The organism is Mesorhizobium sp. M1A.F.Ca.IN.020.03.2.1 (assembly GCF_004023205.1).
Classification (GTDB): Bacteria; Pseudomonadota; Alphaproteobacteria; order Rhizobiales; family Rhizobiaceae; genus Mesorhizobium.
The window spans coordinates 1-25,440 of record NZ_RZSV01000070.1 but is presented as its reverse complement, the minus strand read 5'-3'; the positions used below and the strand labels follow the sequence as shown (position 1 = coordinate 25,440).

The 25,440-nt window shown below is 63.3% G+C and carries 24 protein-coding genes and 1 pseudogene; 17 read left to right on the top strand and 8 right to left on the bottom strand.

What is annotated here, in order from left to right:
- The 6 genes from EOA79_RS13900 to EOA79_RS13875 form a co-directional block, all read left to right on the top strand.
- Positions 1 to 625, top strand: a 625-nt coding sequence (locus EOA79_RS13900) for a DUF4142 domain-containing protein (RefSeq protein ID WP_164893855.1), incomplete at its 5' end; no start/stop codon positions are given.
- A 19-nt stretch (positions 626 to 644) separates the two neighbouring features.
- The gene (locus EOA79_RS13895) at positions 645 to 1,247 is read left to right on the top strand and encodes a hypothetical protein (protein ID WP_095824038.1); all 603 of its coding nucleotides are present in this window, start codon (positions 645 to 647) and stop codon (positions 1,245 to 1,247) included.
- A gap of 204 nt (positions 1,248 to 1,451) precedes the next feature.
- The gene (locus EOA79_RS13890; RefSeq protein ID WP_245489876.1) at positions 1,452 to 1,640 is read left to right on the top strand and encodes a hypothetical protein; all 189 of its coding nucleotides are present in this window, start codon (positions 1,452 to 1,454) and stop codon (positions 1,638 to 1,640) included.
- A gap of 770 nt (positions 1,641 to 2,410) precedes the next feature.
- The gene (locus EOA79_RS13885) at positions 2,411 to 2,992 is read left to right on the top strand and encodes a VOC family protein (protein WP_095824037.1); all 582 of its coding nucleotides are present in this window, start codon (positions 2,411 to 2,413) and stop codon (positions 2,990 to 2,992) included.
- A gap of 21 nt (positions 2,993 to 3,013) precedes the next feature.
- Entirely contained in the window at positions 3,014 to 3,916 is a 903-nt protein-coding gene (locus EOA79_RS13880) for a glutathione S-transferase family protein (protein ID WP_067319300.1), read from the top strand.
- A 255-nt stretch (positions 3,917 to 4,171) separates the two neighbouring features.
- Positions 4,172 to 4,561 carry a hypothetical protein gene (locus tag EOA79_RS13875; protein WP_067002225.1) on the top strand — a complete coding sequence of 130 codons (390 nt, stop codon included), beginning with the start codon at positions 4,172 to 4,174 and terminating at the stop codon, positions 4,559 to 4,561.
- A gap of 87 nt (positions 4,562 to 4,648) precedes the next feature.
- On the opposite strand, the gene EOA79_RS13870 is transcribed toward EOA79_RS13875, so the two are convergent.
- The gene (locus EOA79_RS13870; RefSeq protein WP_067319298.1) at positions 4,649 to 4,870 is read right to left on the bottom strand and encodes a hypothetical protein; all 222 of its coding nucleotides are present in this window, start codon (positions 4,868 to 4,870) and stop codon (positions 4,649 to 4,651) included.
- A 640-nt stretch (positions 4,871 to 5,510) separates the two neighbouring features.
- Between EOA79_RS13870 and EOA79_RS13860 the strand changes: the two genes are divergently transcribed.
- The 7 genes from EOA79_RS13860 to phoB all read left to right on the top strand — a co-directional run bounded on the left by EOA79_RS13860 (position 5,511) and on the right by phoB (position 14,601).
- Positions 5,511 to 8,888, top strand: coding sequence for a response regulator (locus EOA79_RS13860; RefSeq protein ID WP_245322320.1), 3,378 nt, complete (start codon positions 5,511 to 5,513; stop codon positions 8,886 to 8,888).
- A 515-nt stretch (positions 8,889 to 9,403) separates the two neighbouring features.
- A complete protein-coding gene (gene pstS / locus EOA79_RS13855) occupies positions 9,404 to 10,462 on the top strand; it encodes a phosphate ABC transporter substrate-binding protein PstS (protein WP_095824036.1) in 1,059 nt (352 codons plus the stop codon).
- A gap of 63 nt (positions 10,463 to 10,525) precedes the next feature.
- Positions 10,526 to 11,512, top strand: coding sequence for a phosphate ABC transporter permease subunit PstC (pstC, locus tag EOA79_RS13850; protein ID WP_095824035.1), 987 nt, complete (start codon positions 10,526 to 10,528; stop codon positions 11,510 to 11,512).
- A 3-nt stretch (positions 11,513 to 11,515) separates the two neighbouring features.
- A complete protein-coding gene (gene pstA, locus EOA79_RS13845; protein ID WP_128293062.1) occupies positions 11,516 to 12,367 on the top strand; it encodes a phosphate ABC transporter permease PstA in 852 nt (283 codons plus the stop codon).
- The gene (gene pstB / locus EOA79_RS13840; protein ID WP_095824033.1) at positions 12,364 to 13,167 is read left to right on the top strand and encodes a phosphate ABC transporter ATP-binding protein PstB; all 804 of its coding nucleotides are present in this window, start codon (positions 12,364 to 12,366) and stop codon (positions 13,165 to 13,167) included. The genes pstA and pstB overlap by 4 nt, the downstream gene beginning before the upstream one ends.
- Before the next feature lie 20 nt (positions 13,168 to 13,187).
- Positions 13,188 to 13,892 (top strand): phosphate signaling complex protein PhoU, encoded by a 705-nt coding sequence (phoU, locus tag EOA79_RS13835; RefSeq protein ID WP_095799839.1) that lies wholly within the window; start codon positions 13,188 to 13,190, stop codon positions 13,890 to 13,892.
- A 19-nt stretch (positions 13,893 to 13,911) separates the two neighbouring features.
- Complete coding sequence (gene phoB, locus EOA79_RS13830; protein ID WP_010911896.1) at positions 13,912 to 14,601, top strand: phosphate regulon transcriptional regulator PhoB; 690 nt, start codon at positions 13,912 to 13,914, stop codon at positions 14,599 to 14,601.
- A gap of 316 nt (positions 14,602 to 14,917) precedes the next feature.
- On the opposite strand, the gene EOA79_RS13825 is transcribed toward phoB, so the two are convergent.
- Entirely contained in the window at positions 14,918 to 16,153 is a 1,236-nt protein-coding gene (locus EOA79_RS13825) for an ROK family transcriptional regulator (protein WP_095824032.1), read from the bottom strand.
- A 344-nt stretch (positions 16,154 to 16,497) separates the two neighbouring features.
- On the opposite strand from EOA79_RS13825, the gene xylF reads away from it, so the two are divergent.
- The 4 genes and pseudogenes from xylF to EOA79_RS13805 all read left to right on the top strand — a co-directional run bounded on the left by xylF (position 16,498) and on the right by EOA79_RS13805 (position 21,711).
- Positions 16,498 to 17,538 (top strand): D-xylose ABC transporter substrate-binding protein, encoded by a 1,041-nt coding sequence (gene xylF, locus EOA79_RS13820; RefSeq protein ID WP_067319285.1) that lies wholly within the window; start codon positions 16,498 to 16,500, stop codon positions 17,536 to 17,538.
- 237 nt (positions 17,539 to 17,775) lie between these two features.
- A pseudogene (locus EOA79_RS13815) lies at positions 17,776 to 19,140 on the top strand (sugar ABC transporter permease).
- A gap of 13 nt (positions 19,141 to 19,153) precedes the next feature.
- The gene (locus EOA79_RS13810; RefSeq protein ID WP_067002105.1) at positions 19,154 to 19,954 is read left to right on the top strand and encodes an ATP-binding cassette domain-containing protein; all 801 of its coding nucleotides are present in this window, start codon (positions 19,154 to 19,156) and stop codon (positions 19,952 to 19,954) included.
- Between the two features lie 131 nt (positions 19,955 to 20,085).
- The gene (locus EOA79_RS13805; protein ID WP_095824031.1) at positions 20,086 to 21,711 is read left to right on the top strand and encodes a CHASE domain-containing protein; all 1,626 of its coding nucleotides are present in this window, start codon (positions 20,086 to 20,088) and stop codon (positions 21,709 to 21,711) included.
- 84 nt (positions 21,712 to 21,795) lie between these two features.
- Here the strand turns inward: EOA79_RS13805 and EOA79_RS13800 are convergent, their stop codons facing one another.
- From EOA79_RS13800 to EOA79_RS13780, 6 genes are all read right to left on the bottom strand, one after another.
- Positions 21,796 to 22,041 carry a YMGG-like glycine zipper-containing protein gene (locus EOA79_RS13800; protein ID WP_095824030.1) on the bottom strand — a complete coding sequence of 82 codons (246 nt, stop codon included), beginning with the start codon at positions 22,039 to 22,041 and terminating at the stop codon, positions 21,796 to 21,798.
- Positions 22,042 to 22,146: 105 nt separating this feature from the next.
- Entirely contained in the window at positions 22,147 to 22,449 is a 303-nt protein-coding gene (locus EOA79_RS13795) for a hypothetical protein (RefSeq protein WP_095824029.1), read from the bottom strand.
- A 116-nt stretch (positions 22,450 to 22,565) separates the two neighbouring features.
- Positions 22,566 to 22,736 (bottom strand): hypothetical protein, encoded by a 171-nt coding sequence (locus tag EOA79_RS32775; protein WP_164748129.1) that lies wholly within the window; start codon positions 22,734 to 22,736, stop codon positions 22,566 to 22,568.
- Between the two features lie 225 nt (positions 22,737 to 22,961).
- Positions 22,962 to 23,993, bottom strand: coding sequence for a sensor histidine kinase (locus tag EOA79_RS13790; protein ID WP_095824028.1), 1,032 nt, complete (start codon positions 23,991 to 23,993; stop codon positions 22,962 to 22,964).
- Between the two features lie 180 nt (positions 23,994 to 24,173).
- Positions 24,174 to 24,338, bottom strand: a complete 165-nt coding sequence (locus EOA79_RS13785) for a DUF1328 domain-containing protein (RefSeq protein WP_067002119.1) — start codon at positions 24,336 to 24,338, stop codon at positions 24,174 to 24,176.
- A 165-nt stretch (positions 24,339 to 24,503) separates the two neighbouring features.
- Positions 24,504 to 25,298 (bottom strand): response regulator, encoded by a 795-nt coding sequence (locus tag EOA79_RS13780; RefSeq protein ID WP_067002122.1) that lies wholly within the window; start codon positions 25,296 to 25,298, stop codon positions 24,504 to 24,506.
- Positions 25,299 to 25,440 lie beyond the last annotated feature (142 nt).

Here is a 25,440-nt window from a genome sequence, read left to right as displayed (position 1 = left end):
GAGTAAGATCGCCCAAGGCAAAGCCCAGGATCAGGCGGTCAAAGACTTCGCCCAAAAGATGATCGACGAGCATGGGGCGGCCAATGCAAAACTCGAAACGATTGCCGGCGAGCAGAAGCTCAAAGTGCCCGCCGAGACGGATGCCAAGCACAAGAGCGACCTCGACGCCCTTCAGAACGGCAAGGATCCGGTCGAAAAGACCTATGTGCAGATGCAGCGTGATGCGCACGCGGATGCCGTGGAGCTGTTCGAGAACTACGCCAAGGATGGCGACAATCCCCAGCTCAAGGCGTTCGCTTCGGAGACCTTGCCCACACTCAAAATGCATAAGGAAATGATCGAGAAGATCGCTTCCACCATGGACGATGAAACCGGCACGACGACGAGTTCGACAACTCCCGCCGTCACCACGACCGACACAAAAAATCCGGCTGCTCCGGTGCCAGGCGCCAATAGCTTCACCGAAGACCAGGCCAAGAGCCGGATCCAGGATGCCGGCTTCTCGGATGTCTCAGCGCTAACCAAGGACGATCAAGGCATCTGGCGCGGTCAGGCCACCAAGGACGGAAAGAAGACAACCGTGGCGCTCGATTATCAAGGCAACGTCGTTGCCGGCAGCAACTGAAACGGATTGGAGTTCAACCATGAGAACCGTGACCGGACTATTTGACAATTATGACGACGCTTCCGATGCCGTCGGTGAACTCGAAGCCATCGGCGTTCCGCATTCCGACATCAGCATCGTCGCCAATAACTCGACCGGCTGGTACCAAGATGATCGCTCGAATGCCGCCGAAGATGCGGCTGGCGGCGCCGGTGTGGGCGCCCTCATTGGCGGCGCCGGCGGGTTGCTGACGGGGCTTGGGATCATGGCTATCCCAGGCGTGGGCCCTGTTGTCGCCGCAGGGTGGCTCGCCGCTACCGCTGCAGGCGCATTGGGGGGCGCAGTTGTCGGCGGGGCTGCCGGGGGCATCGTCGGAGCCCTTACCGACTCCGGGGTCCCGGAAAGGGATGCTCATGTCTACGCCGAAGGTGTGCGCCGCGGCGGGACGTTGGTCACGGCCAGGGTCGACGACGCGTTGGCCGGCGAAGCCGAGAGCATCCTCGGCCAATCAAGATCAGTGAACTTGGAAGATCGCCGCAGTGCCTACGAAGCGGACGGTTGGAGGAGCTTTGACGCTGGCGCCGAAAACTACACCGCCGACGAGATCGAACGCGATCGAGCGCGCTACGCAAATCGCGTTTGACCATATTCGCCCCCAGGCGAAAGGCCTGGGGGCTTCACGCTCTGGCGCGTAGACAGCGCCTCCATGCTGGAGCAACCGAGTTCGGTCATCCGCTCAGTGAAGTTCTCCGCGGCCTCGGCGCGACCCAACTGTGATCCGGGGCGTGAAAAGTGATTTTGCGGCGCGCAACGGGCGGGGTACGGTATGTCACTTGCCAAAAGGAGGATGATGATGAAAGCCTTCCTCGCAACCATCTTCGCGCTGGGCCTGTCCGTTTCTGCAGCATCAGCCAATTGCCCGGCACACGCGAAGGATCAAGCCTCAGTCGACGCGCAGCAGACGGCAAGCGTTGACAAGGCCGACACGTCAACATCGACGGAAATCAAAAAAGAAACCCCGGCGAAGTCGGAGTAGTGCTTCTTCTTCGAAGGTAGATTGAGAGAGTGTCAGCGCTGCGGGTAGTAACACCCGAGAGCGGGCTACCGTGAAGGGCCATGCGGCGCGAGGACGGCGTGAGTGTCGCCGCTTTCGCTGAGAAGCTTCGCTGATCGGCGACATGAAAGCGTAGCGGTGTCGTCAGTTCGGGCGTCTTCAAGGACGGTCTACAAATAAGGCTTCCGTCGGCTGCCAACGCTGAACCAAAAGTCTAAATGCCGGCTCGGGTCCGTTCACGAGACGCTCTCTCCAACAACAGCGACAGATGATGCAGGTGCATCAATTGGGCGTCTTCAAGCAACTGCAAAAAGCTGGACGCCTTGCATCGCGGCAACCGGCGGCGCTTTAGCGCAGCGATGCGCGCGCGCTGGCGCTTGATGTGCTGCTCGGCCTACAGAATATGGCGTTCCGCCATTTGGATGTCGTCAGCCAATGCCATCGTTGCAAACGGCGGTGTCGGGCAGGCGGTTCCGCTGACCCGGCCGGCCATCGAGCATGGTGCAAAGAGAGCCTTGTGCATCCTCCTTGCGGCCGGCGATGACCTGCTGGGGCGATGCCGTGTCGCCGCTTCTGGCGCAACGCCTCGGATTGAATTAGCATCCGATAATCAACGTTTCGGCCGCGATCCAGCAGGATGCGGATTGCGGAACCAAGGGGGAAGCCGTGCGGCGGTCGCCTGCCGGGCGCCGATTTAAAGGCTGCCTGACCACATCGTCCGGCGGCAGGCGCGGCGGGGCCGGGAGGAGCCAATGCAAAAACTGCAGTCGCAAGGCGTCCATCACATCACGCTGGTCGGCGCCGATCGCCAGACCTCCATCGATTTCTGGGAAGGCGTGCTCGGCATGCCATTCATCTTCGAGCAGCCCAATCTCGACAAGGCGAGCGAAAGCCACCTCTATTTCGACCCGGGCGATGGCCGGCTGATCACCGTCTTCACCGACGAGAGCCGTAGCGCGGTCAAGCGGCGCACGCCGACCGATACCGGCTGTGTCCACCACATCGCGTTCTCGGTGTCGCGCGTGACGTTCCTGCAGGCAGTCGGCCGGCTCGACGAGCGCGCCATCAAGCACAGCGGCGTCAAGGATCGCGGCTTCATGGATTCGATCTATTTCGAGGATCCGCTTGGGCTGCTGATCGAGCTTGCCTCCTACCGGTTCGAGCCGCCCGCGGGCTTCAGCCATGCCGACGTGCTGATGGCGGCGCACAAGATCCGCGTTGCGCGCGGCGACTACAATATCGCCGAGGCGCACCTTGCCGACGCCATCCAGGCGCTGGTCGAGCGATCGCGCGAAACATTGTCCGAGAACCGGGCGGCGAAAAATCCATACTGAACAGGTCAGAGGGAGGACCAGATGGCAAAGGCTGCAACGAAGGGAACGAAGAAGGCCGCCGCCAAGCCGGCAGCGAAGATGGCAAAGCCGGCGGCAAAGGTGACTGCCGCCAAGATGTCGGCCAACGCAGTCAAGCCGGGCGCAAAAGCCGCGCCTAAAGCGACGGCAAAAGCCGCGTCTAAAGCAACGGCAAAGGCAGCGTTTAAAGCCAAGGCGAAGCCGGCGAAGAAGCCCGCGGTCAAGCTCAGCATGCTAAGGCCCAGCGTCAACAACATGACGGTCCGGGTGTTCACGCGAGCGGCCGGGCTCGACCATGCCGAGACCGACGCCTGGGGCCTGACGCGCACGCCGGAATTCCTGGCGCGGAACCCGGCGCATCTGACTCCGATGATCGAGGACAAAGGACTTCCCAGAGGCGTGCTTTGGGAAAGCTGCGCAATCATGCAGTACCTCGCCAACAAGCACGGGCTGGACAAGTTCTATCCGAAGGCGCCGGCCAAGCGGGCGATGGTCGACAGCGCCATGTTCTACCTGGTCGGAACGCTCTATCCCTATGTGGCCAGGGCCACTTATCCGGCACTTGGCTTTCCGCAATATGCCGGCGAGGTCGGCCACAGCGATGCCCATCCCGACAAGAAATCGGAGGCGCAAAAGGCTGCCATCGCCGCAATCGCCGAGCCGCTGGAGGTCTTTCATAGCTTCTTCAGGGACGGCAAGCCTTTCATCGGCGGCAACAACCCCTCGATCGCCGACATCCGTCTGGCGGCGACACTGGAGTTTCTGGCGGTCATCGACTATGCGCTGCCCAGCTGGGCGAAGGACTATATGGCTGCGATCGAGAAGAAGCTCGGCAAGGCCTATGCTGAGCCGGCCGGCGACGTGCGCGGCTACATCGCCCATGTGAAGGCCCAGGCCACGGCTTAAGAAATGCGCGAGGTTTAGGGTTTCGTTAACCAAACCCTTGTCTAGTGTCTCGGTCCTCGCTGCGACCACGGATGTACTGGCGCGATTGCCGAGGAGAAGGAAAGGTCGGCTCAGCGCCGGCCTTTTTGCTTTTCCGCCGGCGCGCCAGCGTCACGGCAGCATGATTTTATCGGGTGCCGGCGCGGTTGAAATTCTATTGTCATCCGCGTCGTTGATCGTACCATGCGAACGGGCGAAAGCGGCGAGGACAAAGCCATGAGAAGCACGGCTAGACTTTCAGCGATCGCAGGCGCGCTGCTGGCGATGCCTTTTCCGGCAGATGCCGCATCGCTCAACACGATGAACGAGGTCGGCGCGGCGCTGCAGGCGTGCTGGACGCCGCCGGCCGAAGCCGGAACTGCCTCGGTCACCTTGAGCTTCAGCTTCAAGCGCGACGGCACGCTGATCGGCCCGCCGAAGCCAACGGCCATCAAGGTCAACGGGGATGACAAGGCGCGTCAGGCCTATGTCGACGCGGCGACCGCCGCCCTGCGAAATTGCCTGCCGCTCAGCTTTTCGCCGGACCTCGCAAAAGGAATTCCCGGGAAGATCTTTACGCTTCAATTCAATTCGCCGAAGGACAACGCCAAAGCAATTCAGCAGTAGAACTGCCAAGTTGCTCAGTTTCGCCTTCGCCGATTTCCAACAGAAAACGGCTATGCTTTCTAGGTGGCGCTTTGTTGCTGGACAGCGCTACGCCGGATTGCGCCTGCGGCGGGCATTGGCGTGTTTTTCCAGTTGCGGCATTTCGAAGACGTAGTCGCTCCAGGCCGATTCCGGAATTTGGCCGGCCAGATAGCATTCCAACAATAGATTTTGCTCGGGTGTCAGACGCCTCGGGGCCCGCTCGTGATCCAGTCCAAGCGAATGGATCAGGTTTCTGGTCAGGCCTGAGACGGTGAAATGAACAGACATCTTCGCTCCCCTTCGTGCTGCGCCGATAACGCCAGACGCCACACAAAGGTTTCACGCGCAGTGAGGAAACACGCGATCTTATCGTAGCTGCTACACTACTCGCAGACGACGCGATAGCGCTTGCCGGGTTCGCTGACATTCCGGCAGGCGAGCGCCTTCTGTGGCTGGGAGGACGCATCAGCCAAATCCGGCTGAAAGGAAGGGGCCGTCGAAACACGTCTTCGACTGGGGGAACTCACCGGGGCGCTCGGCGGCTGAGGAAATACGTCCGTCGCGATCTGCCGCGAAGCTGTTGTCCCTGGCGGGGCCTTGTCCCAAATGCGCCTGACGTCCATCCGGCTTGGAATGATGACGGTTCCGTCGTCGCTGCGCGTGCAGCCGCTCGCCGCGAGCAGCGCCGGACAGAGAACAAAAGTCAGCATTCGACCAAGCATCAGCTATACCCCCACCGATTTTATAGCCCGGCAGCGGTGGGTTCGCCAACGGACGGATTACCGCAGCGAGGTCGGACCGGCGTCCGCCTAAAACCCGTTAACGGCATCGGGCGTGTTCGGTTGCGAATCGTTAAGGTTAGCCGATCGTTAATGCTTGTCGGGCACATTCCGCCGACGAACCGGGAGGGTTCGGCCTGGGGGTAGGGATGGCGGATAGGGACGGTACTTTCGAGATGGGCGCCGCCCGTTCTTTCGAAGGCGCGGTCGAGCGCGGCGAGGCGGCGGTCCCCCGCGCCCCCGATCAGCATGCGGCCGCGACCTCGGAAGCGCTTGCCAATCTTCGCCTGATGGTCGATTCGATGCCGATCGGCGTCATTGTCCTCGATGCCGAGCTCAGGGCGGAGATCATCAACCGCGCCTTCTACGACTTCTGGAAGATCGATCCGCTTCGCGCCACTGCCGGCTGCGGCTTCCGCGAGCTGATGGAGGCCAGCCGCGACGCCGACCCCTATGGTGCCGACGAGGTGGGCTGGCAACGCCACATCGCCGAGCGCGAGGCCGAAATCCGGGCAGGCGTTGCCGGTTCCAGGCAGTTGCCGCGCAATGACGGCCGCGTGCTGATCGCCTCGCTGGCACCGCTTGCCGGCGGCAAGCGTCTGATCTCCTATGTCGACATCACCGACATGAAGCATCGCGAGACCGAGGCAGAGGATGCGCGCAAGAATCTCGCCACGGTGCTGGAGTCGCTGCCGGCCGGCGTCATCATCTATGACCGCCACGATGAATTCGTCTTCGCCAACCGCAAGCTGCATGACAGTTTGCCGGCGCTGAAGCCGGCCTGGCAGCCGGGCCGCACCTTACGCGAGGCGCTCGCTCTCGGTCATTCCGCCGGCTATTTCCGGTCGAGCGGCGACGTCGAGATCGACAATCTCTATGGTGTCGACAAAGAACGCTGGCTCGACGCCATGCTGAAGCGTTACCACCTGCCCAATTCGTCCTATGAACGGCTCAATCCCGACGGTCGTTGGTTCCAGGTCTACGACATGAGAGCGGACGACGGCACGTTCATAGGGGTGCGCGTCGACATTTCCGACATCAAGGCCCGCGAGAAGGCGCTGCGCGACTCGATGCGGCAGATCGACCTTTACCGGCATGTCATGGACGAATTGCCGGTGGCGGCGTTCATCAAGGCCGAGGATCTTACAATCGAGTTCGTCAACAAGGCCTGGTGCGCGCTGACCGGCATTGCCAAGGAAGACGTCATCGGCAAGACGGACCGGCAGCTTTTCGGCGCCGAGGACGCCGAAAGCTACAGCCATGACGATGCCGAGGTCATCGCGACCGGCAAGGGGCGCGAAGTCGAGGAGCCTGTCACCCATCGCGACGGCACGGTGCGGCAGCTGATGACGCGCAAGAGCCGCCTCATCGCGACCGACGGATCGGTGCATCTGGTCGGTTCCAGCACCGACATCACCGAGGTCAAGGCGCGCGAGCGGGCGCTCAAGGAAAGCATGAGCGAGAACGAGGTGTTCCGCAACCTGATCGACAACGTGCCGGTGTCGATCTACGCGAAGCGTTCGGATCTAAGGCAATTCTACGTCAACAAGGGCTGGTGCGATCTCACCGGCTTCAGCAAGGAAGAGGCGATCGGCAAGACCGACGTCGAGATCTTCGGCGCGGACGGCGAAGCTTTCGTCGCCGGCGACCTGGCGGTGCTGCGCACCGGCGAGACGCAGGAGATCGAAGAACAGGTGACGCTGCCGGACGGCAGCGTGCGTCACCAGTTCGCGCGCAAGGGCGCGATGATCGCGTCCGACGGTTCGCTCTATCTGATCGGGTCGACCACGGACATTACGGAACTGAAACAGCGCGAGGCCGAGCTCAGCGAGGCGCGCCGGCGTGCCGTGCTTGCCGACCGCGCCAAGTCGGAGTTCCTCGCCAATATGAGCCACGAGATCCGTACGCCGATGAACGGCGTGCTCGGCATGGCCGAGTTGCTCGCAAAGTCGGACCTCGACCCAAAGCAGAGGACGTTCACCGACATCATCGTCAAATCGGGCAACGCGTTGCTCACCATCATCAACGACATCCTCGACTTCTCCAAGATCGACGCCGGCCAGCTCGTGCTCGACCCGGCGCCCTTCAACCTTGCCGAGGCGATCGAGGATGTGGCGACGCTGGTGTCGACCCGCGCCAAGGAAAAGGACCTCGAGCTCATCGTTCGCGTCCAGCCCGGGCTCGACGGGCAGTTCGTCGGCGACGTCGGCCGGATCCGACAGATCGTCACCAACCTGCTCGGCAATGCGGTGAAGTTCACCGACCAGGGCCATGTGCTGGTCGACGTGACCGGCGAGCGCGTTCCGTCGGGGACGAAGCTCGCCATCTCGGTCACCGATACCGGCATCGGCATTCCCGAAGACAAGCTGAAGCTGGTGTTCGAGAAATTCAGCCAGGTCGACACCTCCTCGACAAGACGGCACGAGGGCACCGGGCTCGGCCTTGCCATCACCTCGCGGCTGGTCGAGCTGATGGGCGGCGAGATCGGCGTCGACAGCGCCGAGGGCAAGGGCTCGACCTTCTGGTTCACCGTCACGCTGCCGCGGGCCGAGCGAGGCGGGCAGCGGATCATGCCGGTCGACGTGACCGGCGCGCGCGTGCTGATCGTCGACGACAATGCCGTCAACCGCGCGATCCTCAGCGAGCAGATGGCTTCGTGGACCTTCGATTCCTGCGCGGCCGAAAGCGGCGCCGAGGGACTGAAGGTGCTGATTGCGGCTGCCGCCTACGGCGTGCCTGTCGACTGCGTCGTGCTCGACTACCAGATGCCGGGCATGACCGGCGCCGAAATGGCGCGCATCGTGCGCAACACCGCCGGCCTCGCGCACACGCCGATCATCATGCTGACCTCGGTCGACCAGTCGCTCGCCAGCGCCGCCTACCGCGATCTCGGCATCGATGCGCAGCTGATCAAGCCGGCGCGTTCCTCGATCTTGCTGGAGACGCTGGTCGCCACCATCCAGCGTCATCGCCACAGCACGGCGGCCATCCATCCGGCCTTGACCGGCGACGTCGAGACCGGGGCCGGCGCGCCGCAGGCGTCCACGGCGCAGGCGACCGCGGCGGATCGCGTCCTGCTGCAGCCGCCGCCGGCGCGTGCCCGTCCACGCCTGGCCGGCGCGGAGGCCGGGCTCGACATTCTCGTCGCCGAGGACAACGAGGTGAACCAGATGGTGTTCACGCAAATCCTGGGCGAGACTGGATACCAGTTCGAAATCGTCGGCAACGGCCGCAAGGCGCTGGACGCCTTCGGCAGGCTGAACCCGCGCATGATCCTGATGGATGTGTCGATGCCCGAGATGAGCGGCCTGGAGGCGACCGCGGCCATCCGCCGGCTCGAAGCCGAGATGGGCACGCATGTGCCGATCGTCGGCGTCACCGCGCATGCACTGAAGGGCGACCGCGAGCGCTGCCTGGAAGCCGGCATGGATGATTACCTGCCGAAGCCGATCAGCCCGAAGGCGCTGCTCGAGAAGCTTGAAAGATGGCTCGGGTCGGACGCGGAAGTCCGCCGCAGCGCCGGATAACAGCCTTTCTGCGCGGCCGTTCACGGCGTCATCGACGAGGTCCGTCATCTGCGTCCAACGCAGACGTATGGTGTGATCGCACCATACAAAATGAAGGCCAGGTCAGGACAATGGCTGCTGTCGATTCCGCCCTTCGGTTACGGGCGGGAGCAGCGACCGCCGGCAAGGAACAGCGTCGACTCTACCCCAACGGACCTGTTTTCGGCGATGGCCAGGCCATGATCCGCTCTGGCGCACAGGCAACGCGCTCTCGTCCGGATTTTATTTCCCGGCGGCCGGAGATCCGGCCGCCGGGATAATTTTTGATTCAAAAGTCGGACAAGCTACTGATTCCCGCGGCAAACTTCGGCTGGGTCCGCAAATGGCAGCCGCAGGCCCCCCAAGGCATCCCCGTTCAGGCGTTACCGGGCTGACACGAAACTGTCATGCGACTGTAATAATCGACGTCTATTGCGCTCGTCAGGCGCCGATAGGAAGGGTGCCGAAAGACCACATTCCGAACAGGAGCAGGCCACATGAGATATTTCATCCGCTCGGCGGCCGTTGCGATTGCAATGGCTGCGGCATCCACGCTTTCCCTCTCCGCCGCTATGGCGGCCGACATCTCCGGTGCCGGCGCTACCTTCCCCTATCCGATCTATGCCAAGTGGGCCGACGCCTACAAAAAGGAGACCGGCATCGGTCTCAACTATCAGTCGATCGGCTCCGGCGGCGGCATCAAGCAGATCAAGGCCAAGACCGTGACCTTCGGCGCCTCGGACGCGCCGCTCAAGGGCGAGGATCTCAAGTCGACCGGGCTCGCGCAGTTCCCGATGGTGATGGGCGGCATCGTTCCGGTCGTCAACCTCGAAGGTGTCAAGCCGGGCGAACTGGTGCTCGACGGCCCGACGCTGGCCGACATCTTCGTCGGCAAGATCACCAACTGGAATGACGAGGCGATCAAGAAGCTCAACCCCGACGTCAAGCTGCCCGACCAGGCGATCGCGGTCGTCCACCGTTCGGACGGCTCGGGCACCACGTTTAACTTCAGCTACTATCTGGCCGAAGTCAGCGCCGACTGGAAGTCGAAGGTCGGCGTCAATACCGCGCTCGAGTGGCCGGTGGGCATCGGCGCCAAGGGCAACGAAGGCGTCGCCAACAACGTAGCGCAGACCGGTGGCGCGATCGGCTATGTCGAGTATGCCTATGCCAAGCAGAACAAGCTCACCTATACCGACCTGATCAATAAGGACGGCAAGAAGGTAGAGCCGACCGCTGCCGCGTTCTCGGCCGCTGCGGCCAATGCCGACTGGAGCTCCAAGCCTGGCTACGGCGTCATCCTGGCCAACCAGGCTGGTGCTGAAAGCTGGCCGATGACCTCCGCGACCTGGATCCTCGTCTACCAGAAGCCCGACGATGCTGCGGCCACCACCGAAGCGCTCAAGTTCTTCGCCTGGTCCTACGCCAAGGGTGACGACATGGCCGCCGAGCTGGACTATGTTCCGATGCCCGACGCGGTCGTGAAGAGCGTCGAGGAAATGTGGAGCAAGGACATCGTCGACAGCAACGGCAAGCCGCTCTACTCCGGCATGTAATTCCTCCGGAATAAGGAGGGCGCCTCGGGCGCCCTCCTGTCTCTTTCGAAATGCGAGGGGCAAATGACAGCCGTTTCCGAAGCCGTGACATCGTCCGCCATACGGACCAGGGAAGCGACGGTGCGCCGCTTCGCCCTGACCGACACGATCTTCCGAACGGTCACGCGCCTCTCCGCTATACTCGTGCTGCTTCTTCTCGGCGGCGTCGCGGTCTCGCTGATCGCCGGCTCGTGGGAGGCGCTGTCGAAGTTCGGCTTCTCCTTCCTCACCACTGAATCCTGGAATCCGGTCACCGAGAATTTCGGCGCGCTCGCGCCCATCTACGGCACCGTCGTCACCTCGGCCATCGCCATCCTCATTGCCGTGCCGATCGGCATCGGCATCGCCGTCTTCCTGACCGAGCTCTGCCCGCGCCCGCTCAGGCGCCCGATCGGCATCGCGGTCGAGCTGCTCGCCGGCATTCCCTCGATCATTTACGGCATCTGGGGCCTGTTCGTCTTCGCGCCATTCCTGCAGACGACGGTACAGCCATTCATCATCAATCTTTTCCACGGCATACCGGGTCTCGCCAGCCTGTTTGCCGGTCCGCCCTACGGCATCGGCCTGCTGACGTCGTCGCTGATCCTCGCCATCATGGTGCTGCCCTTCATCACCTCGATCACCAAGGACGTGTTCGACACGGTGCCAGCGGTGCTGAAGGAATCGGCCTACGGCATCGGCTGCACGACCTGGGAAGTGACCCGGCGTGTGGTCATTCCCTATACGCGGGTCGGCATCATGGGCGGCGTCATGCTCGGTCTTGGCCGCGCGCTCGGCGAGACGATGGCCGTCACCTTCGTCATCGGCAATGCGCACCGCATCAGCGCCTCGCTTTTTGCGCCCGGCACGACGATCTCGGCGACCATCGCCAACGAATTCACCGAAGCCGACGGCGAGCTTTACACGTCCTCACTGGTGGCGCTCGGACTGATCCTGTTCATCATCACCTTCATCATCCTCGCGCTCGCACGCTACATGCTGTTGCGCATCGATAGCCGCACGGGAGCCTGACCGATGTCGACAGCCGCATCGCTCCACCGAAGCCGGAAGCGCAAGAACGCCGTGATGATGGCGCTCTGCACCATAGCGGCGGGCATCGGCCCCGTCTGGCTGGCGCTGATCCTCGGCGCCCTTCTCTATAAGGGGCTCTCGGGTGTCTCGCTTTCGGTGTTCACGGAAATGACGCCGCCGCCCGGCGACGCCGGCGGCCTGCTCAACGCCATTTACGGCAGCATCGTGATGACCGTGATCGGCATCGTCGTCGGCACGCCGATCGGCGTGCTCGCCGGAACCTATATGGCCGAGTACGGGCGCTTCTCGCGCCTCACGACGGTGGTGCGCTTCATCAACGACATCCTGTTGTCGGCGCCATCGATCATTGTCGGCCTGTTCGTCTACGAGCTGATGGTGCGGCCGATGGGTCATTTCTCGGCGATCGCCGGCGCGGTGGCGCTGTCGATCCTGGTGATCCCCGTCGTCGTGCGCACCACCGAGGATATGCTGAACCTTGTGCCCAACGCGCTGCGCGAGGCCGGCACCGCCATCGGCGCGCCGCGCTGGGTGGTGATCCGCTCGGTCGCCTATCGCGCCGCACTGTCCGGCATCGTCACCGGTATATTGCTGGCGATCGCCCGGATTTCGGGCGAGACGGCGCCGCTGCTCTTCACCGCGCTCAACAACCAGTTCTGGTCGAGCAATCTCAACGCGCCGATGGCCAGCCTGCCGGTGACCATCTTCCAGTTTGCGCTGAGCCCTTATGAGGAATGGCAGCAACTGGCCTGGACGGGCGCACTGATAATCACCCTGACGGTTCTCGGGCTGAGCATCTTCGCCCGCAGCCTTACCGGACGCAGAGAGGACAGATGAAACCGATGTTGTCCACCGACCTGAACGTAGCCGAGACGACCGCCGAGAAGGCCAAGATCGAAGTCAAGAACCTCAACTTCTACTATGGCCAGTCGAAGGCGCTGAAGGACATCAACCTGTCGCTGCCCGAGCGCAGCGTCACCGCCTTCATCGGACCTTCGGGCTGCGGAAAGTCGACGCTGCTGCGCGTGCTCAACCGCATCTACGAGCTCTACCCGAAGCAGAGCGCCGAAGGCCAGGTGCTGCTCGACGGCAAGAACATCCTCGACCGTTCGCAGGACCTCAACCTGCTCAGGACCAAGATCGGCATGGTGTTCCAGAAGCCGACGCCGTTCCCGATGTCGATCTACGAGAACATCGCCTTCGGCGTCAGGCTGTATGAGAAGATAAGCAAGGCCGAGATGGACAATCGCGTCGAACAGGCGCTGAAGCGCGCCGCGCTGTGGAACGAGGTCAGGGACAAGCTCAACGCCAGTGGCCAGAGCCTTTCGGGCGGCCAGCAGCAGCGGCTCTGCATCGCCCGCACCGTGGCGGTGAAGCCGGAGGTCATCCTGCTCGACGAGCCGGCATCGGCACTCGATCCGCTCTCGACCGCCAAGATCGAGGAGCTGATCGACGAGCTGCAGGCCGACTACACGATCGTGATCGTCACCCACAACATGCAGCAGGCGGCGCGCGTGTCGCGGCAGACGGCGTTCATGTATCTCGGCGAGCTGATCGAATTCGACCGGACCGAGAAGATCTTCACCTCGCCCCGCGAGAAGCGCACGCAGGACTACATCACCGGCCGCTTCGGCTGAGTTCATACGAGGACATAACCATGGCCCATACGGTCGCTTCCTTCGACGAGGATCTGAGGCAGATCAGCCAGCTTATCCGCGACATGGGCGATCTTGCCGGCTCGATGGTCGGCGCGTCGACCAAGGCTCTGCTGAATTCCGACAACGCGCTGGCGCAGCGCGTGGTCTCCGACGATGCCATCATGGACGCGCGCCAACGCGAGCTCGACGATCGCGCCATCACGCTGATTGCCAAACGCCAGCCGATGGCCGACGACCTGCGCAGCGTCGTTGGCGCCATCCGCATGGCCGGCGATCTCGAGCGCATTGGCGACCTTGCCAAGAACATCGCTAAGCGCGTCGGCTCGGTCGGCGTCAGCGCCGCGCCGCGCGACCTTTCGCACTCCATCGATTCGATGGCGCAGCTGGTGCTGATCCAGGTGCAGGGCGTGATCGAGGAATACGCGGCCGGCGACGCCACGGCGCTCGCCAAGCTCCGCAACGACGACGAGCGCATCGACGTCAAATACACCGCCGTCTTCCGCGAGCTCCTGACCTACATGATGGAGGATCCGCGCAACATCACGGCTTGCACGCATCTGTTGTTCTGCGCCAAGAATCTGGAGCGCATCGGCGACCACGTCACCAACATCGCCGAGAACGCCTACTATGTGCTGACCGGCACGCAATTGCCCGCGAATCGTCCTAAGCAGGACGAGACGACGATGTCGGCGCCGGCGGCCTGACAGCGAAGGTGCCTGCTATATGATCGCGCCACGCATCATGGTGGTGGAGGACGAGGAACCGCTGGGGGTGCTGCTCCGCTACAACCTCGAATCCGAGGGCTATCAGGTCGAGGTGGTGACCCGCGGCGACGAGGCCGAGATCCGCCTGCAGGAGAATGTGCCCGACCTTCTGGTGCTCGACTGGATGGTGCCGGCGGTGTCCGGCATCGAGCTTTGCCGGCGCCTCAGGATGCGGCCCGAGACCGAACGCCTGCCGATCATCATGCTGACCGCGCGCGGCGAGGAAAGCGACCGGGTGCGCGGCCTCTCGACCGGCGCCGACGACTATCTGGTCAAGCCGTTCTCGACGCCGGAATTCATGGCCAGGGTCAAGGCGCTGCTGCGCCGCGCCAAGCCCGAGGTGCTGTCCAGCGTGCTCAAGGTCGGCGACATCGTCCTCGACCGCGAATCGCATCGCGTCTACCGCAAGAAGAGCGAGATCCGGCTCGGCCCGACCGAGTTCAGGCTGCTTGAATTCATGATGCGGCATCCCGGCCGGGTGTTCTCGCGCAGCCAGCTGCTCGACAATGTCTGGGGCGAGACGATCTATATCGACGAGCGCACCGTGGACGTGCATGTCGGCCGCCTGCGCAAGGCGGTCAACAACGGCCGCATGCCGGACGTCATACGTACCATCCGTGGGGCGGGCTACGCGATCAGGGAAGATTAGATCCAGGGCACCGAAGGTCTGACGGGTTCTATCTGAGCTGGCGGGTTATCGAGACGCTGGTGCTTCGCCGTCCACGGGCGGAGCACGAAGCGTCGCGACGCGGCGCAGACCCGACGATCCACGCGACTTCCACGCGCCGCGGCGGTGCAGAAATTCTGCTCCGCTCATCCGACGATTGAGGTAATGGCATGGATTCCAGGGTCTCCGCGACGGAGCTTCGCTCCTGCTCCGCCCTGGAATGACGAAGCTGCGGGGCCTTCGCTAATCTCCGGCGTCTGCAGGACGCACAGAAGCCAACGATCGCTATCGAAGCTGCTCAGGCCACGTTCTTGCCCGCTCTTGCCTGCACGCCCGGGGCGAAAATCTCCTGGTCGACGAAGGTCAGCGCGCGCACGGCGCAGCCTTCGCGGATCAGCGGCAATTCGTTCGGCTCGGTATCGAAGGAGATCGACTTCGAATGCTGGCCTCCGGCGGTCTGGCCGATCGCCTCGCGCAGCGCCGGCTCGATCAGGTCAAAGGCGGCGGCGCTGACGCCGACCATGGCGACCGGCGCCGGGTCGATCAGCGCGAACAGGCTGCCAAGGCCGAAGCCCAGCGCCTCCCCGGCCCGGCGATAGGCCTCGCGCTCTGGGCCATCCGTCTCGCGCGCCTTGGCGGCGAGCGCCCGCATGTCGGCGTCGCCGACATCGACCGGCTCGGCGTCCTCGCTCATCTTCATGGCGCTGCGCCAGATGGCGTAGTTGCCGGCATAGGCCTCGACGCAGCCGCGGCGTCCGCAACGGCAAAGCGCGCCGCCCGGACGATGGATCATGTGGCCGAACTCGCCGCCGGAAGAATGCGTGCCGGTGAACAGCTCGCCCTTCAGCACCAGGCCCATGCCGATGCCGTGCGAGAGCAGGATGGCGATGAAATTGTCGCGATAGCGGTCGGGATCGCGCCACTGCAGCGCCACCGCCATCATGTTGCAGTCGTTTTCCATGGTGGCCGGAATGCCGAATTCCTTTTCCAGGATGTCGGCGAAGGGAATGTCGGTCAGCGGCGTGATCGGCGACCATAGCATGGCGCGGGCATGGGAATCGGTGATGCCCTGGATGCCCATGGCGATGCGGGCGACGCTGCCGACGTCGAGGTCCGGATCGTCCAACCGGCGCCGCACGATCGCCAAGCATTCGCCGATCAGCTCGTTGCGCGGCATGGTGAGGGTATCGAGGCGGCGCTGCTCCTCGGCGATGACCTGGCCCGCATAATCGATAACGGCGACCGAGAGGAAATTGAGCGACAGCACCACCGTCACCACCGCCGCCGCCTCAGGCTTGAGCGCGAGGCCCACCTGTGGCCGGCCGCGCTTCAGAGACGCGGTCTCGCTCGGCTTGCTCTCGGCCAAGACGCCTTCCTGGATCAGGTCGGAAGAGATCGCCGAAATGGTCGAATGGCTGAGCCCGGTGGTCGCGGCGATTTCCGTGCGCGACGGCTGGCCGGCCCGGCGCACGGCCGAGAGCACCATGGCGCGGTTGCGCCGGCGCAGATCGTCGTGGCGGATTCCGACCGACATTTTTGTCTCCTCCCAGTCAGCGCGGCCTCTCGATCATGCACAGGACTCGGCGACGCGCCAGATCGGTTCAGTCCCGCACGCCGGCACCCGAACCGTCCTGGTCTTACAAGTTTCGGTGGACCGGGCTGCGCCTCCTCCCGAACTGTTCCGCGATAGTGGCAGAAGCGGTCGGCACTGTCATTATTTATTGCGGGTCTCGAAAAAAGTACGTGACCACCTCAAAAACCGTCAGAATTGCAGTTGACAGCGCTTTGGCGTTGGATAGTATTTTTTCGAGGCTCGAAAAAAAGCCTCATCGCCTTCGGGCCAGTCTGGGTCGCGCCGCGAGGGCGCAGGAGGATATCATGAAGAGATTCGCAGCCGCCATTCTGGCGGGCGTCGCCATGTCGTTGACGTTGGTGTCGGTCGCGCAGGCGAAGGACAAGGTGATCGGCGTTTCGTGGTCCAATTTCCAGGAAGAGCGCTGGAAGACCGACGAAGCGGCGATGAAGAAGGCGATCGAGGCCGCCGGCGACAAGTACATATCCGCCGACGCACAGTCCAATCCAGGCAAGCAGCTGACCGACGTCGAAAGCCTGATCTCGCAGGGCGCCAATGCGCTGATCATCCTGGCGCAGGACGCCTCGGCGATCGGACCGGCGGTGCAGAAGGCACTCGACGAAGGCATTCCGGTCGTCGGCTACGACCGCCTGATCGAGAACAAGGACGTGTTTTATCTGACCTTCGACAACAAGGAAGTCGGCCGCATGCAGGCCCGCGAGGTGTTCAAGGCCAAGCCCGAGGGCAATTACGTCTTCATCAAGGGCTCGGGCGCCGACCCGAACGCCGATTTCCTGTTCTCCGGCTCGATGGAAGTGCTGAAAGAAGCCATCGACAGCGGCAAGATCAAGAATGTCGGCGAAGCCTATACCGACGGCTGGCTGCCCGCCAACGCGCAGAAGAACATGGAGCAGTTCCTGACCGCCAACGACAACAAGGTCGACGCGGTGGTGGCGGCCAATGACGGCACCGCCGGCGGCGTCGTCGCGGCGCTGACGGCGCAAGGCCTGGCCGGCACCGTTCCGGTCTCGGGCCAGGACGGCGACCATGCCGCGCTCAACCGCATCGCGCTCGGCACCCAGACGGTGTCGGTGTGGAAGGACGCGCGCGAGCTCGGCAAGCACGCCGCCGAGATCGCCTCGCAGCTCGCCGACGGCAAGAAGATGACCGACATCGCGGGAGCCAAGGACTTCACGACGCCTGGCGGCAACACCGTCAAGTCGCTGTTCCTGACCCCGGTCGCAATCACCAAGGATAATCTCAACCTCGTCATCGACGCGGGTTGGATCAAGAAGGATGAAGTCTGCGCGGGCGTTGCCGCCGGCAGCGTCGCGGTCTGCAACTAAGCTGGCCGTCAGGTTCAAACGCAGCGCCGCGGCCCAACGGCCGCGGTGTATCCCAAGGGTTTTCGGGAGTACTGAAGCCGGAGACCATTGGGGGCAGGTCACTGTCCGGCAGGATCGCCGAACTGCTCCAGCCGTTTGTTTCCGCGCAATTCCAGGCGGCTACGCACTTTTTCCCGGAATTGCTCTAGCATCGTGGTCCGGCATCCGCGCCAGACGGCAAGCCGGCGGGAGGAGATCATGACCGATACGACCTCTGATACGCCGGCCAACCCGGCGGCGGATCGCGCGCGGGCTTCCGAACTGAGCACCGTCGGGCGCTTCCTCAAGGCGACTGAGCTCGACACACGCATGCTCGGCATGGTCGGCGCGCTGCTGATCATTTGGATTGGCCTGCATGTCATCTCGAGCCTGCGGCTCGGCGTCAATCCGCTCGATTTCGATAGCCGAACGTTCCTGACGCCGCGCAACCTGTGGAACCTGTCGGTGCAGACCTCGGCCGTGGCCATCATGGCTTCCGGCATGGTGCTGGTCATCGTCATGCGCAACATCGACCTCTCCGTCGGATCGGCCGAGGGTTTGATCGGCATGGTGATGGGCTTTGCCCAAGTGCATTTCCTGGTGCGAATGGTTGGGCTCGAGCTTGGCAATCCCTGGATCTGGGTGCTGGCACTGTTGATCGGCCTGGCGCTCGGCCTGCTGATCGGCGCCTTCCAGGGCTTCGTCATCGCCTATCTCGAAGTGCCGGCCTTCATCGTGACGCTTGGCGGGCTGCTGGTCTGGCGCGGTGCTGCCTGGTGGGTCACCAGCGGCCAGACGGTGGCGCCGCTCGACGCCACCTTCCAACTGATGGGCGGCGGACCGGCCGGCTCGATCGGCGCCAAATGGAGCTGGATCGTCGGCGCCGTCGCCTGTGTTGCCGTGGTGTTTGCGCTGTTCAACGGCAGGGTGCAGCGCAAGCGCTTCCGTTTTCCGCTGCGTCCGATCTGGGCCGAGACGCTGCTCGGCGCGGTCACCTGCGCTGTCATCATGGGCGCGGTGTGGCTGGCCAATTCCTATCCCTGGCCGGTCGGCATCGTGAACCGCTACGCCGCCGCCAACAACCTCACGGTCCCCGAAGGCGGCCTGTTCATCGCCCACGGCATCGCCATTCCGGTGCTGATGGCGATCGCCGTCGGTCTCGTCATGACCTTCATTACCAAGCGCACTCGCTTCGGCCGCTATGTCTTTGCCATCGGCGGCAATCCGGAGGCGGCCAACCTTGCCGGCATCAACACGCGCTGGATCACCATGAAGGTGTTCATGATCATGGGTGTGCTGGCGACGATCGCCGCGGCGATATCGTCGGCGCGGCAGAATTCATCGACCAATGCGCTCGGCACGCTGGACGAGCTCCTGGTCATCGCCGCGGCGGTCATCGGCGGCACCTAGCTCGACGGCGGATCGGGAACAGTGATAGGCGTTATGATGGGGGAGATGATGATGAAGTAGCTGCAGTCCGGCATGGTGCTCCTCGGAGTCGATTCGCCGCTGCAAAGCATCGTCGTCGGCGCCGTGCTGGTCATCGCGGTCTGGCTCGACACCATCTACCGCAAGCGGGTGTGAAGGAGGCAGCATCATGGCAGACAAGAACGCTCCCGCCGGCGCCCCGCTGGTCGACATGCGCAACATCTCGATCGCCTTCGGCGGCATTCGCGCCGTCGACGACGCCTCCATCGATCTCTTCCCCGGCGAAGTGGTGGCGCTGCTCGGCCATAACGGCGCCGGCAAGTCGACGCTGATCAAGATACTGTCCGGCGCCTACAAGCGCGATGCCGGGCAGATCTTCGTCAACGGCGAGGAGGCAGCAATCTCCAACCCGCGCGACGCCAAGAAATACGGCATCGAGACGATCTATCAGACGCTGGCGCTTGCCGACAATGTCGACGCCGCCGCCAATCTGTTCCTCGGCCGCGAGTTGATGACCGCCTGGGGCACCCTCGACGACGTCGCCATGGAGGCCGAAGCACGCAAGGTGATGGGCCGGCTCAATCCGCGCTTCCAGCGCTTCAAGGAGCCGGTGATCAAGCTGTCCGGCGGACAGAGGCAGTCGGTGGCAATCGCGCGCGCGATCCTGTTCAACGCGCGAATCCTGATCATGGACGAGCCGACGGCAGCGCTCGGCCCCCAGGAGACGGCCCAGGTCGGCGAACTGGTGCGGCAGCTCAAGGCCGACGGCATCGGCATCTTCCTGATCAGCCACGATATCCATGACGTGTTCGAGCTGGCGGACAGGGTCTGCGTCATGAAGAACGGCCAGGTCGTCGGTACGGCGCGCACCAGCGACGTGACTCAAGACGAGGTGCTCGGCATGATCATTCTGGGCAAGTGCCCGCCGGGCGCCATGCCAGGCCCGGGAGCGCTGAAAATCGCGGCCTAAGACCATAAATTGGTTGGCTAATTTGCGACTTGTTTGATGAGCCAATCGCGGCGTTGGGTTGGCCTTGCCATTGTATTGGCGCGGAGACTTGCCCATAAAGGTGGCCAACCGTCCATGGGCCGCACCCTGCATTGAAAAAGCTTTTCCCGATCGTCGCCTTCATCGCCGTCGCGCTGATCAGCCTGACGATGGCGGGGTTCGCCTATTTCGCGACCCAGGAGGCGGCACGCATCAAGTTCGAGGGAACCGCCGACGATGCGCTCAACCGCATCGAGAGCCGCATCGACCTGCATCTGTCGCTGCTGCGCTCGACCCAGGCGCTGTTCGATGCTCGTAACGGCGATATCACGCGCGGCGAGTTCAAGGCCTTCCTCACCGCGCTCGACATCGACGACAACTTCGCCGGACTGCGCGGCATCGGCTTCCTGAGGCTGGCCAAGACCGGCGACGAGGCCAAGCTCGAGCGCGACATCCTGCGCGCTCGCGGTTCGGCCCACCCGGTCTATCCGGCAATCACGCAGCAGCAATGGCGCACGCCCATCGTGCTTTTCGAGCCGCTCGATACCTCCAACCAGTCGATCATCGGCTTCGACATGTTCAGCGACCCGGCACGGCGGGCGGCAATCGAGAAGGCCATGGCCGACGACCAGCAGCATGCCAGCGGGCTCGTTCAACTTGGCCAGGGACAAGGGCTGGAGCAGACATTCCCCGGATTTCTGGTCTTCGTGCGGCTGAACGTGGAAACGGCTCCGGACGTCATTAATGCTAGCCGCTCCTCGACCGCCGGCTTCCTCTACGCCTCCTTCCGCGCACGCGATCTGTTCCAGGTGGCGCTCAGCAAGGCTCCGCTGCTGCCGGTCAACGTCGAAATCTTCGACGGCCAGCCGGGTGCCGGCAATCTCCTGTTCCGGTCGGAGGCGCCGCCGGCCGAATCGCTCGGCGGAAAGCTGCTGGCGCGCCGGGATATCGTCGTGGCCGGCCGACCCTGGACTGTCCTGTTTCGGCCGACGAGCGCTTTCGCGCTGCCTTCCTCGCGCGCCATCCCGGTGATGCTCGGGCTGTTCGGTCTGCTGCTCGCCGGGGCGATTGCCTTGGTGGCCCGCTATCAGGAGCGCGCCTACGAGGCGAAGTCGCTGCTGCATGAGGCGACGGAGAAGAGCCTGCTGGAAAAGGAGTTGATCCTGCAGGAGATGAAGCACCGCATCAAGAACTCGATCACCAGGGTGCTGGCGATCGCGCGGCAGACTGCTTCGCAGGCCACGGACGTGAAGGAGTTCTCGGCATCATTCTCGGCGCGGTTGCAGGCGATGGCCGCGTCGCAGGACATGCTGACACGCTCGCGCTGGCAGAAAGCGGACCTCGGCGACCTGCTGCGCACCGAGCTTGGGCAGGTGTTCGGCAAAGAGCTTTCCGAAGGCATATTGTCGGGGCCGGAAGTGCTGCTTGACGAGACGACGACGCAGGCGCTTGGCCTGACCTTCCACGAGCTTGCCACCAACGCGCTGAAATATGGCGAGGCCGGCAACTCGGTGGGCGCCCTGAAGGTCGATTGGCGGGTCGAAGGACGTGGCCGGGAGCGGACGCTGGTGCTCGATTGGCGCGAGGCCGGGCAAAAGAAACTGGAGCCGCCGGCAAAGACCGGTTTCGGCACCAAGCTGATCGATCTCAATGTCACGCGAGAATTGCGCGGTACGATCAAGCGCGACTACCGGGCCGACGGGCTTAAGGTGGAAATAAGGATCCCGCTCACCGGATGAGCAGCGCCGGTGCGGCGGCGGGCCGTTCAGGCAAAGAAATGGAGGCCGGCAGGCCGGCCTTCATTGGATCGCTCTGTCGCGAGATCAGTTGCAGCGCGCAGTGTAGGTCGTGCCGTTACGGTAGCGATATACGCACTGGCCATTGCGCAGGTTGCGAACCAACAGGCCGGACCCGGCGCCCACAGCCGCGCCGATCAGCGCGCCCCTGCCGCCGCCGACCAGGCCGCCGACGCCGGCGCCGATCAAGCCGCCCCCGACGACATCCTGCTCGGTCGTGGTGCAGCCGCTGACGGCGACCACGGCAACCATGGCAATGATCATTTTCCGCATAAATAGCTCCTCGCTTTTGTCCTCACTTTTGGCAGTGCCAACCGCCGTTTAGCACGAAAAAACGGGCTTTGCCTGCCCGATCTTGTTATTGCTGAAGAGAGTGTCTTACGGGCGTGCGCCGTTTGACGCGACAAGCGCGCCGGAAGTTTCCAGCGACGCGATGAGCCTGCCGTCGGGACGCACGGTCCACAGCAGTTGATCGTAGTCGTCTTCAAGTGCCGGATCGACGGCAAGGCACTCGCCCATGACACGCGGCGTGCGCCCCTGCAGGTCGCCCAACGCAAACGGCCGTTCGGCGATGCAGGCCTCGAAAGTCTCGAAGACGCTGACCGGCACCGACAATTCGCGGCAATCGGTCATGGTGTCCGAGCAGCCAATGACGAGGAGCAAGGCGGCGATGTGTTCCACGGGTCGAATCCTCCCGCCGCAAAGAACGATTGTTGCCGCTCAAAAGTTCCTGCTCGGCGGAGTCGGCGCGCAATGGCGCGTGCCCTTGGCGCAGGCCGGCTGCTCGATCGGAAAGATCAGGCCAGTTGCCAGGCCATCGCCAGCCCGAGAGCAGCAACAAGCGCGACGGCGCCGAGGCGAAGCGATGGATGGGAGGAACGGGGCGAGGGCGGTGCTTCGGCGTCCTGGAAGCCGCCCATCGAGACGCGGGCGGCCCGCTCCAGCCTGTCCATATCGGCAATCATCATTCGCTTCCTCCCAAATCGCGGTGTGATTGCGCGGCTGGGTTTGATGCGTCGCGAGCGGTTCAGCGCCTCACGGGATCGCCGATCCACTCCACGGTTTTACGCAACTCGGAAGGGCATTGCGCGCTATCCTGGAGTTGCTTCTGCCGGGGAAACACAATCGGATTTTATGGTGAATGGCAGGTTAACGCCTCTCCGGCGGCTGTCTGTTGCCCAAGACGTGGTTGTTCATTCTATCTCGAAATTGCCGCGCGGGATGGTCAGGCGATATTCGAGACGATCGTCGTCGATATCGAGACTGGCGGAGCCATTCAGCGACGTCGGCACGACGCGTTCGAGGGCGACGCTGCCAAAACGATTTTCGGTGCGCCGACCGGCGCCGATCCTTTCTGTCCAAATCAGCAAAAGGCCAGGCGAAGTCTCGCTGCCGGCCGCGATCCTGGCGCTTACCCTGATCCGCCCGTCAGGCTGCGACAGGGCGCCGTAGCTTACCGAATTCACGGCCAGCTCGTGCATGGCCAGTCCGATATGAAGGGCAGCGTTCGGATTTAGGTAAGGGTTCTCCCCATCGAAACGCAGGCTGCGACTTGGATCGGCGCTATAGCGGCCGACCTGGCCGGACACGAGCTCACGAAGCGCCGCTCCCCGCCAGTTGGAGGATGTCACCAGATCCTGAGACGAGGCGAGCGACTGGATACGGCCGCGAAAGTGCGTCAGAAAATCGCCGAGCGTCTCCGAGTAGCGTCCGGTCTGGGTGGCTATGCTCTGGATGATGGCCAGAAGATTCTTCGAGCGATGGCTGACCTCTCGCAGCAGCGTTTTCAGCGTCTGCTCGCGGCGCTTCTGCTCCGTCGTCTCGACCATGGTGGTGACGACGCCCTGAACCTCGCCGGAGTCGCTGCGATCGGCATCGATCCAGACATGGAACCAGCGCACGCCGTCACTGTCGGAAATGCCGAGCTCGAGGCGATCCGGGTTGCCGGTTTCAATCACCTTGCGCTTGGCTGCGCCTATGCGCTCGGACTGCGCGGGGGAAAGCGCATCCTTGCCCTCGGCCGTCTCGCAGGCCCACGGGGCCCGCATGTTGCGCGCCCAGACGGTCTTCATTTCACGATCCTGGTAGAGGACCGAAATTCCAGCATTGTGGAGCGCGTGGAGTAGCGCGCGACCCACCTGCATCCCGCTTTCCGCCGGATGCATCGCGATCACTTCGTCGCTGTGCTCTTGCGTATAGTCCTTCTCTGAGGCCTTGGAACGCATTCGATACTTCCCGCATCCAGGCGCGAACGGCTTACGAGGATTGCTGCCCCGGTCTTGACCTACTGATGCTTATGCTGCCCAAAAGCGGTCCGCCGGACGACATCCTTTTGGGGACATCGCCCGGCGGTGGCTGGAAACCGTTTGAGGGGTGCGGCTTCCAGTGTTCGGCACTCCCCCTGGTCAGGTTCTCCTGACGAGGCCGGCGATGAGTGAGATCACCAGGAAAGCAAGGAAGACGAAGAACAATATCTGCGCGATGCCAGCCGACGTGCCGGCGATGCCGCCGAACCCAAGCGCGCCGGCGATGATCGCGACCACAAGAAAAACGAGCGCCCAGTACAGCATGATATCTCTCCTTCTAACGTCCTGGAAAAAACGTGGCTGGATGGCGTTTGTTCCACCATTTGCGGAAAAAGACGATCCCCTGAAAACGCTTCACGGATGGGACTCCGCGCCGCATCGTGCGAGGCGCGGGCGCCTCGCATGAGACCTCAATGATCGGACATGCGGTCAGGCCGCGGCTTTCGCCTGCCGGTCGAAGAACAGCGCCTGACTGATCAGGGCCTTCACCATGTCTGGATTGAAGGGCTTGGTCACCAGAAACGCCGGTTCGGGACGCTCGCCGGTCAACAGGCGCTCAGGGAAAGCGGTGATGAAGATCACCGGCACCGGCGTCGAGGACAAGATCTCGTTGACCGCCTCTATGCCCGAGCTGCCATCGGCGAGCTGGATGTCGGCCAGCACCATTTTCGGACGCGTCTTGCCGAAAACGGCGACCGCCTCGGCGTGCGTGCGGGCGGTGCCGACAACGCGATGGCCGAGGCTTTCGACCATCTCCTCGATGTCCATGGCGATCAGCGGCTCGTCCTCGATGATCAGCACGTCGGTCGCGACCTGGCGAGAAATCTCGCTGCTTGCCTGGGCAAGCAATTCGGAGAACTCCTGTTCGTCGGCATCGAGGATTTCCGCCGCTTCATCCTCGCTGAAACCCTCTACGGCGACCAGCAGGAAAGCCTGCCTCGGCCGCGGCGCGATTGCGTTGAGATTGGCGGCCGCCCGCTGCTCCCAAGCTGTCTGCGCATGCTCTTGCGGCACGCGGATCGCAATCGAAGTGAAAAGCCTGGCAAAGACCTTGTACAGCGCAATGCGATCGCTCGATGCCTTGGGGAAAACTTCGGTGTCGGCGATGATGGCCTCCAGCATCGCAGCAACCAGGGCGTCACCGCTTTCCTGCGATCCCGACACGGCGCGCGAGAAACGGCGGAGGAAAGGCAGGTGAGGAGCGATGGTTGCGGACAGGCTCATATTTGACGTCTCCCTCAGATGACGTTGTTGCATTGCAAAGGCTAGACTCACTGGAAGTCCCGGCAAAACCAACGTCGGCTTTCTGAAAAAGTTCCGCCGGGCAGGGAACTAAATTAGGAAGCGGGCGTTTCCGGCTTTGGGA